Annotated in this window: 14 protein-coding genes and 1 other RNA gene; 13 read left to right on the top strand and 2 right to left on the bottom strand. The window is 71.7% G+C overall.

The window, feature by feature from the left end:
- A partial coding sequence (locus ABTY59_RS36575; protein WP_352023463.1) for an LPXTG cell wall anchor domain-containing protein occupies positions 1 to 627 on the top strand: 627 nt, incomplete at its 5' end.
- Between the two features lie 109 nt (positions 628 to 736).
- Here ABTY59_RS36575 and ABTY59_RS36570 read toward each other — a convergent pair.
- Positions 737 to 919, bottom strand: coding sequence for a hypothetical protein (locus ABTY59_RS36570; protein WP_352023462.1), 183 nt, complete (start codon positions 917 to 919; stop codon positions 737 to 739).
- A gap of 234 nt (positions 920 to 1,153) precedes the next feature.
- On the opposite strand from ABTY59_RS36570, the gene ftsE reads away from it, so the two are divergent.
- The 6 genes from ftsE to ABTY59_RS36540 all read left to right on the top strand — a co-directional run bounded on the left by ftsE (position 1,154) and on the right by ABTY59_RS36540 (position 6,469).
- Positions 1,154 to 1,843: a cell division ATP-binding protein FtsE gene (ftsE, locus tag ABTY59_RS36565; RefSeq protein WP_030692056.1), complete on the top strand. Its 690-nt coding sequence runs from the start codon at positions 1,154 to 1,156 to the stop codon at positions 1,841 to 1,843.
- Between the two features lie 21 nt (positions 1,844 to 1,864).
- Positions 1,865 to 2,782: a permease-like cell division protein FtsX gene (gene ftsX / locus ABTY59_RS36560; RefSeq protein WP_352023461.1), complete on the top strand. Its 918-nt coding sequence runs from the start codon at positions 1,865 to 1,867 to the stop codon at positions 2,780 to 2,782.
- Between the two features lie 78 nt (positions 2,783 to 2,860).
- Entirely contained in the window at positions 2,861 to 4,036 is a 1,176-nt protein-coding gene (locus ABTY59_RS36555; RefSeq protein ID WP_352023460.1) for a S41 family peptidase, read from the top strand.
- 18 nt (positions 4,037 to 4,054) lie between these two features.
- Positions 4,055 to 4,594: an SsrA-binding protein SmpB gene (smpB, locus tag ABTY59_RS36550; RefSeq protein WP_352023459.1), complete on the top strand. Its 540-nt coding sequence runs from the start codon at positions 4,055 to 4,057 to the stop codon at positions 4,592 to 4,594.
- Positions 4,595 to 4,697: 103 nt separating this feature from the next.
- Positions 4,698 to 5,091: a transfer-messenger RNA gene (gene ssrA, locus ABTY59_RS36545) on the top strand.
- Positions 5,092 to 5,251: 160 nt separating this feature from the next.
- Positions 5,252 to 6,469 carry an RNA-guided endonuclease InsQ/TnpB family protein gene (locus ABTY59_RS36540; RefSeq protein ID WP_352023473.1) on the top strand — a complete coding sequence of 406 codons (1,218 nt, stop codon included), beginning with the start codon at positions 5,252 to 5,254 and terminating at the stop codon, positions 6,467 to 6,469.
- Positions 6,470 to 6,511: 42 nt separating this feature from the next.
- Here the strand turns inward: ABTY59_RS36540 and ABTY59_RS36535 are convergent, their stop codons facing one another.
- On the bottom strand, positions 6,512 to 7,858 hold the full coding sequence (locus ABTY59_RS36535) for an MFS transporter (protein ID WP_352023458.1): 1,347 nt from the start codon (positions 7,856 to 7,858) through the stop codon (positions 6,512 to 6,514).
- An 83-nt stretch (positions 7,859 to 7,941) separates the two neighbouring features.
- Between ABTY59_RS36535 and ABTY59_RS36530 the strand changes: the two genes are divergently transcribed.
- The 6 genes from ABTY59_RS36530 to ABTY59_RS36505 all read left to right on the top strand — a co-directional run bounded on the left by ABTY59_RS36530 (position 7,942) and on the right by ABTY59_RS36505 (position 16,590).
- Positions 7,942 to 8,892, top strand: a complete 951-nt coding sequence (locus tag ABTY59_RS36530; protein ID WP_352023457.1) for a LysR family transcriptional regulator — start codon at positions 7,942 to 7,944, stop codon at positions 8,890 to 8,892.
- A gap of 145 nt (positions 8,893 to 9,037) precedes the next feature.
- Entirely contained in the window at positions 9,038 to 10,393 is a 1,356-nt protein-coding gene (locus tag ABTY59_RS36525; RefSeq protein ID WP_352023456.1) for a nitrate/nitrite transporter, read from the top strand.
- Between the two features lie 84 nt (positions 10,394 to 10,477).
- Positions 10,478 to 11,614 (top strand): uroporphyrinogen-III synthase, encoded by a 1,137-nt coding sequence (locus ABTY59_RS36520; protein ID WP_352023455.1) that lies wholly within the window; start codon positions 10,478 to 10,480, stop codon positions 11,612 to 11,614.
- Positions 11,615 to 11,752: 138 nt separating this feature from the next.
- Positions 11,753 to 14,083: a HelD family protein gene (locus tag ABTY59_RS36515; protein ID WP_352023454.1), complete on the top strand. Its 2,331-nt coding sequence runs from the start codon at positions 11,753 to 11,755 to the stop codon at positions 14,081 to 14,083.
- Positions 14,084 to 14,565: 482 nt separating this feature from the next.
- Complete coding sequence (locus tag ABTY59_RS36510; RefSeq protein ID WP_352023453.1) at positions 14,566 to 15,996, top strand: NAD-dependent malic enzyme; 1,431 nt, start codon at positions 14,566 to 14,568, stop codon at positions 15,994 to 15,996.
- 312 nt (positions 15,997 to 16,308) lie between these two features.
- A complete protein-coding gene (locus tag ABTY59_RS36505) occupies positions 16,309 to 16,590 on the top strand; it encodes an HU family DNA-binding protein (protein ID WP_015033921.1) in 282 nt (93 codons plus the stop codon).
- Positions 16,591 to 16,762: the final 172 nt, after the last annotated feature.

Raw genomic sequence — 16,762 nt, 5'->3', positions numbered from 1 at the left:
GGTGCCGCTGCCGATGGTGGCGCTGCCGCTGACGGTGGCGCGGCTGCCGACGGTGGTGCCGCTGCCGATGGTGGCGCGGCTGCCGACGGTGGTGCCGCTGCCGATGGTGGCGCGGCTGCCGACGGAGGCGCTGCCGCCGATGGTGGTAACTCCGACGGTGGCAACAGCGACGGCGGCAACTCCGACGGCGGTAACTCCGACGGCGGTAACTCCGACGGTGGCAACTCGTCGAACGGCTCCGGCAACGGCTCCGGCTCGAACGGCTCCGGCAACGGTTCCGGCTCGAACGGCACCAGCGGCTCCGCCACCGACGGCGGTTCGTCCGACAACGGCGGTTCGTCGACCAGCGGCTCCACCAGCGGCTCCACCAGCGGTGGCAGCTCCACCGACGGCGGCACCTGCACCGTCGACCTCGACGGCGCCGAGTGCGTCGACACCCCGAACAACACCGACACCGACCAGGCCGGCTCGCAGCCCGTCCAGCAGGGTCAGGCGAAGGAAGAGCTCGCCGAGACCGGTGCGGCCGAGACCTCGTTCCTGATCATCGGTGCGGCGACGATGATCGCCGGCGGCATCGGCTTCCGCATGCTGCCGCGCCTCGTCGGCGGCGGTCGCGCCGCCGTCTGACGCACCCGTGAGGGCGCGTAGACGCGTGCACGCATGACGAAGGGCCGGGGAGCTCGCTCCCCGGCCCTTTCGCGTGGTTCCGGCTGTGTGGGCTCCGTACGCCCTCCGGTCAGGCGGCCTGGATCGCGGCGAGCAGCGCGATGGCCGCCAGCAGGGCGATCGCCAGCGTCAGCAGCATCGCGGGGGACAGCCCCTGGGGGGTCAGACGCTCCCGGTTCGCGCGGCAGACGGGGCAGCGGCCCTCGGCGACCGGGGCCGCGCAGTTGGCGCACACCAGACGGTCGTAGGTCATGCGCTCTCCTCCTCCCGCACTGGGTACACACCAGGACAACGCCCGGAGGGATCCGGACGTTCCCCCTACCACTGTGCCAGCTCCACGGCGTTTCGGCGCGCCCCGCCGGATTGCCCGCCTTCGCCCCGGGAGGGCGAAAAGGATAAACGTCGCAAGCCAGGACCGCGACTGCGCGGGCCATCCCCGGTCGCGTAAGGTCACGCACACCTACTCCCGGCCGACCGTGGTGCATCCGTGATCCGATTCGACAACGTCTCCAAGTCCTATCCGAAGCAGAGCCGCCCCGCGCTCCGGGACGTCTCCCTGGAGATCGAGAAGGGGGAGTTCGTCTTCCTCGTCGGTTCCTCCGGCTCCGGAAAGTCGACTTTCCTGCGACTGCTCCTGCGCGAGGAGCGCGCCAGCCAGGGCCAGGTGCACGTCCTCGGCAAGGACCTGGCCCGGCTCTCCAACTGGAAGGTGCCGCAGATGCGGCGCCAGCTGGGCACCGTCTTCCAGGATTTCCGTCTGCTGCCCAACAAGACCGTCGCCGAGAACGTGGCCTTCGCGCAGGAGGTCATCGGCAAGCCGCGCGGCGAGATCCGCAAGGCCGTGCCGCAGGTGCTCGACCTGGTCGGACTCGGCGGCAAGGAGGACCGGATGCCGGGTGAGCTCTCCGGCGGTGAGCAGCAGCGCGTCGCCATCGCCCGGGCCTTCGTCAACCGGCCGATGCTGCTGATCGCCGACGAGCCCACCGGCAACCTCGACCCGCAGACCTCCGTCGGCATCATGAAGCTGCTCGACCGGATCAACAGGACAGGGACCACCGTCGTCATGGCGACCCACGACCAGAACATCGTCGACCAGATGCGCAAGCGCGTCATCGAGCTCGAAAAGGGCCGCCTCGTCCGTGACCAGGCGCGCGGCGTCTACGGCTACCAGCACTGACGGCGGGGGATCCAGAACACCATGCGCGCTCAGTTCGTGCTCTCGGAGATCGGCGTCGGTCTCCGCCGCAACCTGACGATGACCTTCGCCGTCATCGTCTCCGTGGCCCTCTCGCTCGCCCTGTTCGGCGGCGCGCTGCTCATGCGCGAGCAGGTCAGCACGATGAAGGACTACTGGTACGACAAGGTCAACGTCTCCATCTTCCTCTGCAACAAGGCGGACGCGGCCACGGCGGCCAAGTGCGCCAAGGGCGCGGTCACCGGCCAGCAGAAGGAGCAGATCGAGGCCGACCTGAAGAAGATGACCATCGTCGAGTCCGTCCAGCACGAGACGGCCGACGAGGCGTTCAAGCACTACAAGGAGCAGTACGGCGACACCGCCATCGCCTCCGTGGTGACGCCGGACCAGATGCAGGAGTCCTTCCGGGTCAAGCTCAAGGACCCGGAGAAGTACAAGGTCGTCGCGACGGCCTTCGCCGGCCGCGACGGCGTCGAGTCCATCCAGGACCAGCGGAACATCCTGCAGAACCTGTTCGACCTCATGAACGGCATGAACATCGCCGCCCTCGGCGTGATGGGCCTGATGCTGATCATCGCGCTGATGCTGATCGTCAACACGGTCCGCGTCTCGGCCTTCAGCCGCCGCCGCGAGACCGGCATCATGCGGCTGGTCGGCGCGTCCAGCTTCTACATCCAGATGCCGTTCATCATGGAGGCCGCCTTCGCCGGACTCCTCGGCGGCGGCGTCGCCTGCGTGCTGCTGCTCGTCGGCCGGTACTTCCTCATCGACCACGGCATCGCGCTCGCCGAGAAGATGCAGCTGGTCAACTTCATCGGCTGGGACGCCGTCCTCGCCAAGCTCCCCCTGGTGATCGCCATCGGCCTCCTGATGCCGGCCGTGGCCGCCTTCATCGCGCTGCGCAAGTACCTGAAGGTGTGACAAGACACTTCCGGTGTCGGAAGGCGTCGTACGGCCAAAGCCCGTGCGGCGCCTTCGCCTTGTCCTAGAGTGGGCGGCATGTCGGTCGGGCCCGCACCCTTCTGTATCCGGCCCCGTGGAGTCGTCCGCGGGGCCGTTCTGACGTTGGTGTTCGCGGGGGTGCTCGCCACCGCCGCCGCCACCGGGGCGCTGCCCCGGCAGGAGGCGGCGGGCGGGGCGCGGTCCGCGCCCGCGCGGGCGGGGGACGGGGCGACCGTCGACAGCGCCGCGCTCAGCCGGGCCGCCGCCGCGGCCATGGCCGACGGGAAGTCCGGCAAGAAGGCCGCCGAGGAGTTCGTCAGCCGCAGCGGGGACCGCTGGGGCGCGGTGTACGACAAGAAGGAGTACGCCGAGTTCGAGCAGGCCCTCGGCGGTGCCTACACGGGGGTCGGCCTCTCCGCCGGGCGCTCGCCGGCGGGCGGGGTGCGGGTGACGCGGGTGCAGCCCGGGGGGCCTGCCGAGCGGGCCGGGCTGCGGGCCGGTGACCGGCTCGTGTCCGTCGACGGGCGGCCGGTCGACGGGCTCTCCGTCTCCGAGGCCGTCTCCCTGCTGCGCGGTGACGGGGTTCCCGGCTCGGCCGTGGCCCTGCGCGTCGAGCGCGGTCGGGCCGTCTGGACGGAGACCCTGCGCAGGGCCCGGCTCGCGACGCAACCGGTCACCGTCCGCCACCTCGACGACGGGGCCGTACTGATCCGGGTGGCCGCCTTCACCAAGGGCGCGGGCACGCGCGTGCGTGACGCCGTACGGGCCGCCCCGGCCGGCGCCGGGGTCCTCCTGGACCTGCGGGGCAACGCGGGCGGCCTGGTCGCCGAGGCCGCCGTCGCCGCCTCCGCCTTCCTCGACGGCGGGCTCGTCGCCACGTACGACGTGCGGGGCGAGCAGCGCGCCGTGTACGCGGAGGGCGGCGGCGACACCGGCAGGCCCCTGGTGGCGCTGATCGACGGGGGCACGATGAGCGCGGCCGAGCTGCTCACCGGCGCCCTCCAGGACCGGGGCCGGGCCGTCACCGTCGGGTCGCGGACCTTCGGCAAGGGGTCGGTCCAGATGCCGAGCGAGCTGCCGGACGGCTCCGTCGCCGAGCTGACCGTCGGCCACTACCGCACTCCCGCCGGGCACGCCGTCGACGGCCGTGGCATCACGCCGGACCTGGCGGCGGACGAGAGGGCCGAGGAGCGGGCGAGAACGGTATTGAGTGGCCTCGGAGGGGGCTCGTAGTGCGAAAATGACCGCACTATGGCAAAGGGACTCGTGAACGTGCAGGGCAAGCCTGCCAAGAAGAACCAGGACAAGGCGCCTGAGCGCAAGCTCATCGCGCAGAACAAGAAGGCGCGGCACGACTACCACATCATCGACACCTACGAGTGCGGTGTGGTGCTCATGGGCACCGAGGTGAAGTCGCTGCGCATGGGCCGGGCCTCGCTGGTCGACGGCTTCGTCCAGATCGACGGCCACGAGGCGTGGCTGCACAACATCCACGTGCCCGAGTACATGCAGGGCAGCTGGACCAACCACCACGCGAAGCGCAAGCGCAAGCTGCTGCTGCACCGGGCCGAGATCGACAAGCTGGAGTCGAAGTCGCAGGAGACGGGTCACACGATCGTGCCCCTCGCCCTCTACTTCCTGAACGGCCGGGTGAAGTGCGAGATCGCGCTCGCCAAGGGCAAGAAGGAGTACGACAAGCGCCAGACCCTGCGGGAGAAGCAGGACACGCGGGAGACGAACCGGGCGATCTCGGCGGCCCGCCGCCGGCAGCGGGCGGCGCAGAGCGCGTAGGGTCCGGCGTCCCGCGCCGTTAATGCGCTGGCAACCGCACCCGTCGGTCACGTACGATGGGTCCTGCACCCCACAGAGGGTGCGCAGTTTGAAAAAACAACATGGGGATGATCGGTTTCGACAGCGGATGTCGAAGCAGTGGGAAGCGTGTCGAGGAAGCGGCAATGATCTCGTAAACCATATGTCGCAACCAATAATCGCCAACACCAAGAGCGATAACTCCCGCTTCGCCCTCGCTGCCTAATTTTAGGTAACGACAAGAAGCCTCTGTGAGGAGCGTCAGCCCGGGGGTGGTCCCGACCCGGATCCTGGCGTCATTTAGGGATCTAAACCTCCAGCCCCGGTCACGGGGGTTGGAGGGAAATCAAACAGTGGCTGAGCCCGTTCCGGACTTGTCTGGGTGATCCGGAGGGCTGAGAAACTCGTACCAGACTGCACACGGAGAAGCCCTGATTCCGCACCGTTGGACGCGGGTTCGATTCCCGCCATCTCCACCGACATGATGCCGCTCGTAAGAGCGGGGTCGTGGTCATCCCATGCGCAGACGGCGCCTCCCGCGAGGGAGGCGCCGTTTGTCGTACTTACGGCGAAGTGCCGATCCGGCCCGCCAGGCCGCCGTAGCGTTGCGGCCACGTACGGTGAGTGAGGGGGTGGGTCATCAAGCGGGCCTACAAGTTCCTTCTGCGCCCGACGGTCCGCCAGGAACGGGCGCTCCGGGAGATGCTCGCGGATCACTGCTCCCTCTACAACGGGGCGCTCCAGGAGCGCCGTGATGCCTACCGTCACGCTTCGAAGACCGTCAATTACGGCGACCAGTCCGCGCAGCTCAAGGAGATCCGGGCCTTTGCCCCGGACACACAGGGCCGCTGGTCGTTCTCGTCCCAGCAGGCGACGCTCAGGCGACTGGACAAGGCATTTCAGGCGTTCTTCCGGCGCGGCAGGGCTGGGCAGGCTCCGGGCTATCCCCGGTTCAAGGGCGTCGGCCACTTCGACACCGTCACGTTCCCCAAAGACGGGGACGGCTGTCGGTGGGACTCCACGTCATCCGAGACGCAGACCCGTGTGCGTCTGCAGGGCGTCGGGCACGTTCGTGTACACCGGCACCGGCCTGTGCGTGGCCGGGTGAAGACGATCAGTGTGAAACGCGAGGGACATCGCTGGTACGTCGTCCTGGCCTGCGACGCGGTGCCCGCTGAACCCCTGCCTGTCACCGGCCTGACCGTGGGCATCGACATGGGCACCACGCACTTCTTCACCGAGTCCACCGGGATACACGAGCCGAATCCCCGGTTCCGCGCCAAGATGTCGGACGAACTGGCGGCCGCGCAGCTGGACCTCTCGGCCTTCCCGAAGCGCCCGAAGCGCCGGACGAAGAGGCACCGGGCAGCCGCCCGGAAGGTTGCCGGGGTCCACGCGAAGATCCGGCGGCAGCGCCTGGACCACCACCACAAGACGGCCCTGACGCTGGTGCGGAAGTACGACATGATCGGGCACGAGATCCTGAACGTGGCCGGGATGACAAGAACCCCGCGGCCCAAGCCCGAACCCGGGCGATCCGGTAGCTTCCTGCCGAACGGTGCCGCCGCGAAGACCGGGCTCAACCGAAGCATCCTCGACGCGGGTTGGGGGCAGTTCCTCGTGATCCTGGCGCAGAAGGCTGAGAGTGCCGCTCGCCGTGTGATCCCGGTGAACGCTCGTGACACCTCCCGCACGTGCCCGACCGCGATCGGCGGATGCGGGCACGTGAGCGGGCAGAGCCGTGTCTCCCAGGCGAAGTTCGAGTGCGTCGCATGCGGTCTGGTGGAGAATGCCGACCGCGTGGGCGCGCTGAACGTCCTGCACAGGGCCGGGCTGGCCCTCCGCGTCCCGGCGTAGCTGACGCATGCGGAAAGCCCCTCGGGGCGGAGTCACCTCCACTCATCCCATGTTGCCGTTCCGGCGGCCCACGCCGGTCGTCGCGCACAGGGTCAGGGCCGTGGCCGCGGCCGTGACCGGGATCAGGAAGCCGAAGGAGGCGAAGGGGGCGTGGTCGGCGGCCCAGCCGCCGCCGGCCGAGCCGGCCGCGATGCCCGCGAGGAGGGCGGTCACCGCGAGGGTCATGCCCTCGTTGAGCTGGGCCGGGGGCGTGAGGCGCTGGATCAGTCCCATGCCCGTCACCATCGTCGGGGCCGTCGCCATGCCCGCCACCAGGAGGCCCGCGGCCAGGGCGAGCAGGGATCCGGTCGAGGCGCCGAGCAGCGGCATCGCCATCAGGACGGTCATCGCGGCCAGGCAGGTGCGCAGCCGGGCGGCGCGGCGGGCGCGGCCGTAGAGGAGCCCGGCCGCGCAGGAGCCCGCGGCCTGGAGGGCGAGGACCGGGCCCGCGACGGGGCCGTCCACGTACGCCAGGGCGACCACCTCCATGGAGCCGAAGACCGCGCCCGTGGCGAGGAAGACCGCGAGCAGCGGTGCCATCCCGGGGGCGCGCAGCGGGGTGCCCGCCGTGGTGCGGGGGGAGACCGGGGGCTCGGTGGAGCGCTGGGCGGCGAAGACCAGGGTCCCGCCGAGGAAGAGGACGGCGGCGGTGAGGGTGCCGGCCTCCGGGAACAGCGTCGAGCAGAGGACGGCGGCGAGCACGGGGCCGATCATGTAGCAGAGCTCGTCGACGGCCTGTTCGAAGGCGTTGGCGGTGTGCAGCGCGTCCGGCTCGTCCCGGAGGAGGTGGGCCCAGCGGGCCCGGGACATGCCGCCCGTGTTCGGGGTGGTGGCGGTGACGGCGGTGGTGAGGAAGAGCGCCCAGACGGGGGCCTTCCCGTGGACGCAGAGCAGCAGGACGAGGTGGCCCAGGACCGCGTAGGCGGTCGCCGGGACCGCGACCCTGGCCTGGCCGTACCGGTCGACGAGCCGGGCGATCAGCGGTCCGGTGACGGAGCCGACCGCGAGGCCGGTGGCGGTGACCGCGCCGGCCAGGGCGTAGGAGCCGTACGCCGCCGCGATCATGATCACGGCGCTGACGCCGAACATGCCCACGGGGAGCCGGGCGATCAGGTTCCCGGCGGTGAAGGCGCGGGTGCCGGGGCGGGTGAAGAGGCGGAGATAGGGGTTGGCGGGCGGTGCCGCGGGGTGGGCGGCGGGCCTGTTGCGGGGGGCCGGGCCCGGGCCCGTGGCGTGGGCGGCGGGCCGGTTGCGGGGGGCTGGAGGCGGGTCCGCGGGGTGGGCGGAGGGCCGGTAGCGGGGGGCGAGGGCCGGGCCCGCGGGGGTGAGGGTGAGGTCCGGTTGCGGCATGGACCAAGGGTGGTTCGGCGTGGCTCCGGCGGTCCAACACCTTCTCGCTGGTGATTCACGCGCTTGTGTTGTTGACTGCGGCGGTGTCCATCGACCCCCGCCTGCTGCGCGCCTTCACCGCCGTCGCCGAGGAGCTGCACTTCACCCGTGCCGCCGCCCGCCTCTACCTCGCCCAGCAGGCCCTCAGCCGTGACATCCGGCGCCTGGAGCGGGAGTTGGGCGCCGAGCTGTTCGTACGGACCACCCGGCAGGTCGCCCTCACCGCCGACGGCGAGCGTCTCCTGCCGTACGCCCGCCGCGTGCTCGCCGCCCACGACGAGCTCGTCGACGCCTTCCGGTCCGCGCCCCGGCCGCTCCTCGTCGACCTCAACAGCCCGGACCTCGTGCACGAGCGGGTCCTCCTCCGGGCCCGTGAACTCGCCCCCGAGCAGGAGCTGATGGCCCGCTACGAGAGCGGACTCACCGGCGCCGCCCAGTCGATCCTCGCCGGGCGGATCGACACCTCCTTCGGCCGGTACGGAGGGCTCGACGCCCCGCTCCGGGCGCGGCTCGACGCACAGTTCGTCCGGTACGAGCCGATGGCCGTGATCCTCCCCGAGGACCACCCGCTCGCCGGTCTGCCCGAGGTGCCCCTGGCCCGTCTCGCCGGCGAGCGGATCTACGCCGGCGCGGGGAACGACCGCACCCCCGAGTGGACCGATCTCGCCGCCCGCCTCTTCGCCGGCCGGGGCATCGAGATCGCCCCGCCCGCGCCGCTCGCGATCGGCCACGAGGAGTTCCGCCGGCTCATGGCCAAGCGCCGCGACCCGATCCTCGCCGTCGTCGACTTCCCGGCCATGCCGGACCGGGTGATCCGGCCGCTCGTCGACCCCGTCCCCCTCTCGCCCGTGAGCCTGGTGTGGCGCAAGGGGCTCCGGCACCCCGGTCTGGACGCCCTCCGGCGGGCGGCGGCGGAGCTGGCGGCCCGGGAGGGCTGGCTGGACCGCCCGCCCGGCTCCTGGCTGCCGGAGGGGGAGCCGGGGGTGCCCGGATAGGGCGGGGCGCGGCGGGGGCGCTCACACGGCGGCCGTACGCCGGGTGAGAGCAAGGTTCCGTCACCGACACCTCACGGCACCGGCCTGAAACGCACCCTTCCTAACGTCGGTCGTCACAGGGATTCTGACTCCGTGGAGGTGCGAGATGGGTGGCCGCTGGATCGAACGCTGGGAACCCGAGGACGAGACGTTCTGGCGCGAGAAGGGAGAGCGGATCGCCCGGCGGAACCTGCTCTTCTCCGTCCTCTCCGAACACATCGGCTTCTCCGTCTGGAGCCTCTGGTCGGTCATGGTCCTCTTCATGGGCCCCCAGTACGGGGTCGACCCGGCCGGCAAGTTCTTCCTCATCGGCACCGCCACCTTCGTCGGCGCGCTGATCCGCGTCCCGTACACCTTCGCCGTCGCCCGCTTCGGCGGCCGCAACTGGACGGTCCTCAGCGCCCTGCTGCTCCTGCTGCCCACCGGCCTCGCCTTCGCGGTGATGCACCCGGGCACCTCGTACACGACCCTCGTCCTCGTGGCGGCGCTCACCGGCGTCGGCGGCGGCAACTTCGCCTCCTCGATGACCAACATCAACGCCTTCTTCCCGCTCCGGAAGAAGGGCTGGGCGCTCGGCCTCAACGCCGGCGGCGGCAACATCGGCGTCCCCGTCGTCCAGCTCGTCGGCCTCCTCGTCATCGGCACCGCCGGCGCCATGCACCCGAGGATCGTGCTCGGCGTCTACCTGCCGCTGGTCGTCGTCGCCGCCGTCTGCGCCGCGCTCTTCATGGACAACCTCGCCCCCGTGAAGAACGACACCGGAGCCGCGAAGGAGGCCGTGAAGGCCCGCCACACCTGGATCATGGCCTTCCTCTACATCGGGACCTTCGGCTCCTTCATCGGCTACAGCTTCGCCTTCGGCCTCGTCCTCCAGACCCAGTTCGGCCGCACACCGCTCCAGGCCGCCTCGCTCACCTTCATCGGTCCGCTGCTCGGCTCGCTCATCCGCCCCGTCGGCGGCTCCCTCGCCGACCGCCACGGCGGCGCCCGCATCACCCTGTGGACCTTCGCCGCGATGGCCGCCGCGACCTCGGTCGTGATCTACGCCTCCGTCGTCGAGTCCCTCGCCGTCTTCCTCGTCGGCTTCATCGGACTCTTCGTCCTCAGCGGCCTCGGCAACGGCTCCACGTACAAGATGATCCCGGCGATCTTCCTCGCCCAGGGGCACCGCAAGGGCCTCGCGGGCGAGGCCGCCGAAGCCTACGGACGGCGGCTCTCCGGCGCCGCCATGGGCCTCATCGGCGCCGTCGGGGCGCTCGGCGGACTCGGCATCAACCTCGCCTTCCGCCAGTCCTTCCAGACCTCCGGCACCGGCACCGCCGCGTTCGTCGCCTTCCTCGTCTTCTACGCGGCCTGCATGGCCGTCACCTGGGCGGTATACCTTCGTGCCACGGCCACCGTCCCCGCGACCGCCGAGGCGGTCACGGAGCCGGAGGCCCGATCCGGCTACACCCGGGTGTGACCCCCGGTGCCCGGCGCGGACCGTAACGACCAGGAAATACGGGCGAACCGAGACCGTCACGCGCCCCCGTCAGGCTCAGGACCCATGGACGAGCAAGAACACGGCCCCCTCGCCGGCTTCACGGTCGGCGTCACCGCGGCACGACGCGCCGACGAGCTGATCGCGCTGCTGCGGCGGCGCGGCGCGGCCGTCGTCCACGGCCCCGCCCTGCGGATCGTGCCGCTCGCCGACGACACCGAACTCCTCGCCGCCACCAAGGAGCTCATCGGCCACGCCCCGGACGTCGTCGTCGCCACCACGGCGATCGGCTTCCGGGGCTGGGTCGAAGCCGCCGAGGGCTGGGGGTACGGGGAGGAGCTCCTCGCCGTCCTGCGGGACGTCGAGCTCCTCGCCCGCGGGCCCAAGGTCAAGGGGGCCGTCCGCGCCGCCGGGCTCACCGAGTCCTGGTCGCCCTCCTCGGAGTCCATGGCCGAGGTCCTCGACCGGCTCCTCGCGGAAGGCGTCGAGGGCCGCCGGATCGCCCTCCAGCTGCACGGTGAGCCGCTCCCCGGCTTCGTGGAGGCGCTCACCGCCGGGGGCGCGGAGGTCGTCGGCGTCCCCGTCTACCGCTGGATGCCCCCCGAGGACCTCGGGCCGCTCGACCGGCTCCTCGACGCGACCCTCTCCCGCGGGCTCGACGCGGTGACCTTCACCAGCGCGCCCGCCGCCGCCTCCCTCTTCTCCCGCGCGCAGGAGCGGGGCGTACGGGACGAGCTCGTCGCCGCGCTCCGGCACGACGTGCTCGCGGTGTGCGTCGGCCCCGTGACGGCGCTGCCGCTCCAGGCCGAGGGCATCGACACGTACCAGCCCGAGCGCTTCCGGCTCGGGCCGCTCGTCCAGCTCCTCTGCCGTGAGCTTCCCGGGCGCTCCCGGGGCCTGCCCGTCGCCGGCCACCACGTGGAGATCCGGGGGCACGCGGTCCTCGTCGACGGCGCGCTGCGGCCCGTCCCGCCCGCCGGAATGGCCCTCCTCGGGCTCCTCGCCCGCCGCCCCGGCTGGGTCGTCTCCCGGGCCGACCTCCTCCGCGCGCTCCCGGGCGCGGGCCGCGACGAACACGCCGTGGAGACGGCGATGGCCCGCCTCCGCACGGCCCTGGGCGCGCCGAAGCTGATCCAGACGGTGGTGAAGCGGGGGTACCGGCTGGCGCTGGATCCGTCGGCGGAGGAGAAGTACGACGGGTAGGCCCGTCGCGGCCGGTGCGCCCACCACCGTGGGCGCGGGCCCGCCACCGGCACACCGCACGCCCCCCGTGACTGACACGGTGCCCCCTGGTGGCGTACGCTCGACGGCTGCCCAGTGCACGTGAGAAGGGGGCCTTAGGTGGCCGCGCAGGAAGCCGTGGACACGGTCAGAGACCGTGAGATCGGTGTCGAGCAGGAACATCTGGATCAGGTCTACCGCCGACTGGAGGAGAAGATCCACGAGGCGGAGTTCCTGATGAACGACGCCGCCCAGCGGGGTCAGGTCGGCACGCCCGGCGCCCTCGCCGAGCGGGACGCCCAGGTCTTCCGGGCCGGCATCCACCTCAACCGGCTCAACAACGAGTTCGAGGACTTCCTCTTCGGCCGGATCGACCTGCTGTTCGGCAAGGACGGGAAGAAGGGCCCCGACGGCGCCTACACCTCCGTCGAGCCGGCCGAGGACGCCGTACGTCCCGACAACACCGCCGACATCGGCGAGACCCTGCACATCGGGCGGATCGGAGTGCTCGACGCCGACTACTCGCCGCTCGTCATCGACTGGCGTGCGCCCGCCGCCGCGCCGTTCTACCGGTCCACGCCCGTCGACCCGGGCCGCGTCGTGCGCCGCCGGGTGATCCGCTCCAAGGGCCGCCAGGTCCTCGGCGTCGAGGACGACCTCATGCGTCCCGAGCTCCGCGCCACCCTCGACGGCCGCGAGCTGCCGGTGATCGGCGACGGCGCCCTGATGGCCGCCCTCGGGCAGGCCCGCAGCCACACCATGCGGGACATCGTGTCCAGCATCCAGGCCGAGCAGGACCTCGTCATCCGGGCGCCCGCCGCCTCCGTGACGTACGTCGAGGGCGGGCCGGGCACCGGCAAGACGGCGGTGGCGCTGCACCGTGCCGCCTACCTGCTCTACCAGGACCGGCGGCGGTACGCGGGCGGCATCCTGATCGTCTCGCCGACCCCGCTCCTCGTCTCGTACACGGAGGGCGTCCTGCCCTCCCTCGGCGAGGAGGGCCAGGTCGCGATCCGCGCCGTCGGCTCGCTCGTCGACGGCGCCGAGGCCACCGCGTACGACGAGCCGGCCGTCGCCCGGGTCAAGGGCTCCTCCCGCATGGTGCACGTGCTGCGGAAGGCCGCCCGGGGCGCTCTGGAGACACCCGCGCCGAAGTCCCAGCCCGAGCTGGGGGAGGAGGACGGGCCCGCGTCCGCCGGGACCCCCACCCGGCTCCGTGTCGTCGCCTTCGGGCGGCGGCTCGAACTCGAAGCCGACGAGCTGCGCCGCATCCGTCACAACGTCCTCGGCGGCACCGCCCCCGTCAACCTGCTGCGGCCGCGCGCCCGCCGGCTCCTCCTCGACGCGCTGTACGCCAAGTCCGGTGCCGTCGGCCGGCACAGCGACCCCGAGCTGGCGGCGGAGCTGCGTTCCTCCTTCGACGAGGACGTGTCGACCGAGGACGCGTTCCTGTCGTTCCTCGACGCCTGGTGGCCCGAGCTCACCCCCCGTCAGGTCCTCGACGCGATGGCCGACGAGCGGCGGCTCGGCCGGTGGGCCCGCCGGATCCTCAACCCGGGCGAGGTGCGGCGGCTCGCCCGCTCGCTGCGGCGCCGGGAGCTGTCCGTCCACGACGTCGCCCTCCTCGACGAGCTGAACACGCTGCTCGGCGCCCCGGCCAGGCCCCGCAAGAAGCGGGAGTACGACCCGCTGGACCAGCTCACGGGCCTGGAGGAGCTGATGCCGGTCCGGGAGGAGACCCAGCGGGAGCGGGCCGAGCGGCTCGCGGCCGAGCGCACCGAGTACGCGCACGTGATCGTCGACGAGGCCCAGGACCTGACGCCCATGCAGTGGCGGATGGTCGGCCGGCGCGGCCGGCACGCCACCTGGACGGTCGTCGGCGACCCGGCGCAGTCCTCCTGGTCGGACCCGGACGAGGCCGCGGAGGCCCGTGACGAGGCGCTGGGGTCCCGGCCGCGCCGGCGCTTCGAGCTGACCGTCAACTACCGGAACCCGGCGGAGATCGCCGAGCTCGCCGCGAAGGTCCTCGCGCTCGCCATGCCGGGCAAGGAGTCTCCGCGCGCGGTCCGCTCGACGGGCGTCGAACCCCGCTTCACATCCGTCCCGGCCACGGCGGATCTGGCCGAAACCGTACGGTCCGAGGCGCGGCGGCTGCTCGCCGAGGTCGACGGCACGGTCGGTGTCGTCGTCGCCATGAACCGGCGTCACGAGGCGGCCCGCTGGCTCGCCGACCTGGGCGACCGGGTGGTGGCGCTCGGCTCCCTTGAGGCGAAGGGCCTGGAGTACGACGCCACGGTGGTCGTCTCGCCCGCCGAGATCGCGGACGAGTCCCCGGCCGGTCTGCGGGTGCTGTACGTGGCGCTCACCCGTTCGACGCAGGCGCTGACCGTGCTCTCGGGCGACCGGGACATGCCGGACGAGGCGGGGGTCCCGGACCTGCTGCGGGACTGACCGGGCCTGCTGGGGGAGTGACCGGCCTGCGTCGGGACCGGCCGGACCTGCGTCGGGACCGGCCGGACCTGCGTCTTGACCGGCCGGCTCTGCCGCCGGTCAAGACCGCAGGGCCGATTTCCGGTCAACCTGTGGCGCTGGAATCACCAGCCAGGGTGGTTTGTTAGCCTTGTCGTGGCACCGGCTCGATCCAAGCCCCCGGGCCCAACCTTCGTCCCTCAGAGGGACCACTTGCCGCGAGGCGAGCATGGCGGGTCGGTGCCACTTAGATGTATGTACGAAGTTGAGGCCCCTGTCACCTCCGGTGACGGGGGCCTCTTCTGTTTCCCCGCAGCTTCTCGTATGGTGGAAACTACTTTCCGAAAACAAAATGACCGCATTACCGGCTACCGGCCGGTAGGTGCGACCATCGGAGGGCGCCGCCAGGCAACCAGCCGGGGCGGCGTAGCAACGAAGCTCAGGGAAAGCAGAGGAACTCGGCCATGGCAACGGCGCCCAGCGTCTCGTACTCGATGACGGTCAGGCTGGAGGTTCCCGCCAGCGGAACCGCGGTCTCCCAGCTCACCACGGCGGTGGAGTCCCACGGCGGATCCGTCACCGGCCTCGACGTGACCGCCTCCGGCCACGAGAAGCTCCGCATCGACGTCACCATCGCCGCGACCTCCACCGCGCACGCCGACGAGATCGTCGCGCAGCTGCGCACCATCGAGGGCGTCGTCCTCGGCAAGGTCTCCGACCGTACGTTCCTGATGCACCTCGGCGGCAAGATCGAGATGCAGGCGAAGCACCCCATCCGCAACCGTGACGACCTCTCCATGATCTACACCCCGGGCGTCGCCCGCGTGTGCATGGCGATCGCGGAGAACCCCGAGGACGCGCGCCGCCTCACCATCAAGCGCAACACCGTCGCGGTCGTCACCGACGGCTCCGCCGTCCTCGGCCTCGGCAACATCGGCCCGATGGCCGCGATGCCCGTCATGGAGGGCAAGGCCGCCCTCTTCAAGCGCTTCGCCGACATCGACGCCTGGCCGATCTGCCTCGACACCCAGGACACCGACGAGATCGTCTCCATCGTCAAGGCGATCGCCCCCGGCTTCGCGGGCATCAACCTGGAGGACATCTCCGCTCCCCGCTGCTTCGAGATCGAGGCCCGGCTCCGCGAGGCCCTCGACATCCCCGTCTTCCACGACGACCAGCACGGCACCGCCATCGTCGTCCTCGCCGCGCTCACCAACGCGCTGCGGGTCGTCGGCAAGGGCGTCGGTGACGTACGGGTCGTCATGTCCGGTGCCGGCGCCGCCGGTACGGCCATCCTCAAGCTGCTGATCGCGGCGGGAGTGAAGCACGCCGTCGTCGCCGACATCCACGGCGTCGTGCACGCGGACCGCGAGGACCTGGTGGAGGCCGCCCCCGGCACCCCGCTGCGCTGGATCGCCGACAACACCAACCCCGAGGGCGTCACCGGCACCCTCAAGGAGGCCGTCGTCGGCGCGGACGTCTTCATCGGCGTCTCGGCCCCGAACCTGCTGGGTGCCGAGGACGTCGCCGCCATGGCGGAGGGCGCCATCGTCTTCGCGCTCGCGAACCCCGACCCGGAGGTCGACCCGGCCGTCGCCCGGCAGACCGCCGCCGTCGTCGCCACCGGCCGCTCGGACTTCCCGAACCAGATCAACAACGTGCTGGTCTTCCCGGGCGTCTTCCGCGGGCTGCTCGACGCCCAGTCCCGTACCGTCAACACGGAGATGATGCTGGCGGCGGCCTCCGCCCTCGCCGACGTCGTCACCGAGGACGAGCTGAACCCGAACTACATCATCCCGTCGGTCTTCAACGACAAGGTCGCCGGCGCGGTGGCCGGCGCCGTCCGGAACGCGGCGAAGGCCGCCGCCTCGGGCGCGGCGCCGAGCGGGCGCTGACGGCGCGTCGCGATTCGCGGAGCCGTAAACCCGCCTTTAGGGTGGCGTTTCGGCTCCGCGCGGTTTTCGTGGTGTCGACAGAACGTCACCACCACGGGGCTCTGGCGCTTTTCGTGTGACCCGCGGGGGTGCCGGATTGGCGTTCCCGCCGCTGGTGGGGGCAGGATGCGTGTTTGGGCGCGAGGGTCTGTCATTTGACCCGGGTCCGGGGACTGTCCGAGGGCCCTGGCAGCATCGGCTTCGCTGTACCCAATCGCGCGGCTTCCGCCGCGTGGCACGCCTCACAGGCAAGAAGAACACGGGAGTAACAACATGAACCGCAGTGAGCTGGTGGCCGCCCTGGCCGACCGCGCCGAGGTGACCCGCAAGGACGCCGACGCCGTGCTGGCCGCTCTCGCCGAGACCGTCGGTGAGGTCGTCGCCAAGGGTGACGAGAAGGTCACCATCCCCGGCTTCCTGACCTTCGAGCGCACCCACCGTGCCGCTCGCACCGCTCGTAACCCGCAGACCGGCGACCCGATCGACATCCCGGCCGGCTACAGCGTGAAGGTCTCCGCGGGCTCGAAGCTCAAGGAAGCCGCCAAGGGCAAGTAAGGCAGCCTGTAGGCGCCGAAAGGGCGGCCACCCTGTCAGGGGGTGGCCGCCCTTTCGTCCGCGCCCGTACGGGCCCGTGCGGGGGCCCCCCCGGGCCCCCCCCCCCCGGCCGAACCCACCCCCCGGCCCCGCCCGGCCCCCGCCCCCCCGGCGCCCAGCTCGAAGCCCAGAA

Origin of the sequence: Streptomyces sp. NPDC096079 (assembly GCF_040303145.1) — a bacterium.
Classification (GTDB): domain Bacteria; phylum Actinomycetota; class Actinomycetes; order Streptomycetales; family Streptomycetaceae; genus Streptomyces.
Note: the sequence above shows the minus strand (reverse complement) of the source record. Positions and strands in the feature narration are given on the sequence as shown.

Coding starts and splice junctions, on each gene's coding strand:
- ABTY59_RS36510 (WP_352023453.1), top strand. CDS start 14,566: ATGGCAACGGCGCCCAGCGTCTCGTACTCGATGACGGTCAGGCTGGAG.
- ABTY59_RS36505 (WP_015033921.1), top strand. CDS start 16,309: ATGAACCGCAGTGAGCTGGTGGCCGCCCTGGCCGACCGCGCCGAGGTG.
- ABTY59_RS36525 (WP_352023456.1), top strand. CDS start 9,038: ATGGGTGGCCGCTGGATCGAACGCTGGGAACCCGAGGACGAGACGTTC.
- ABTY59_RS36535 (WP_352023458.1), bottom strand. CDS start 7,858: ATGCCGCAACCGGACCTCACCCTCACCCCCGCGGGCCCGGCCCTCGCC.
- ABTY59_RS36555 (WP_352023460.1), top strand. CDS start 2,861: ATGTCGGTCGGGCCCGCACCCTTCTGTATCCGGCCCCGTGGAGTCGTC.
- ABTY59_RS36570 (WP_352023462.1), bottom strand. CDS start 919: ATGACCTACGACCGTCTGGTGTGCGCCAACTGCGCGGCCCCGGTCGCC.
- ABTY59_RS36520 (WP_352023455.1), top strand. CDS start 10,478: ATGGACGAGCAAGAACACGGCCCCCTCGCCGGCTTCACGGTCGGCGTC.
- smpB (WP_352023459.1), top strand. CDS start 4,055: ATGGCAAAGGGACTCGTGAACGTGCAGGGCAAGCCTGCCAAGAAGAAC.
- ftsX (WP_352023461.1), top strand. CDS start 1,865: ATGCGCGCTCAGTTCGTGCTCTCGGAGATCGGCGTCGGTCTCCGCCGC.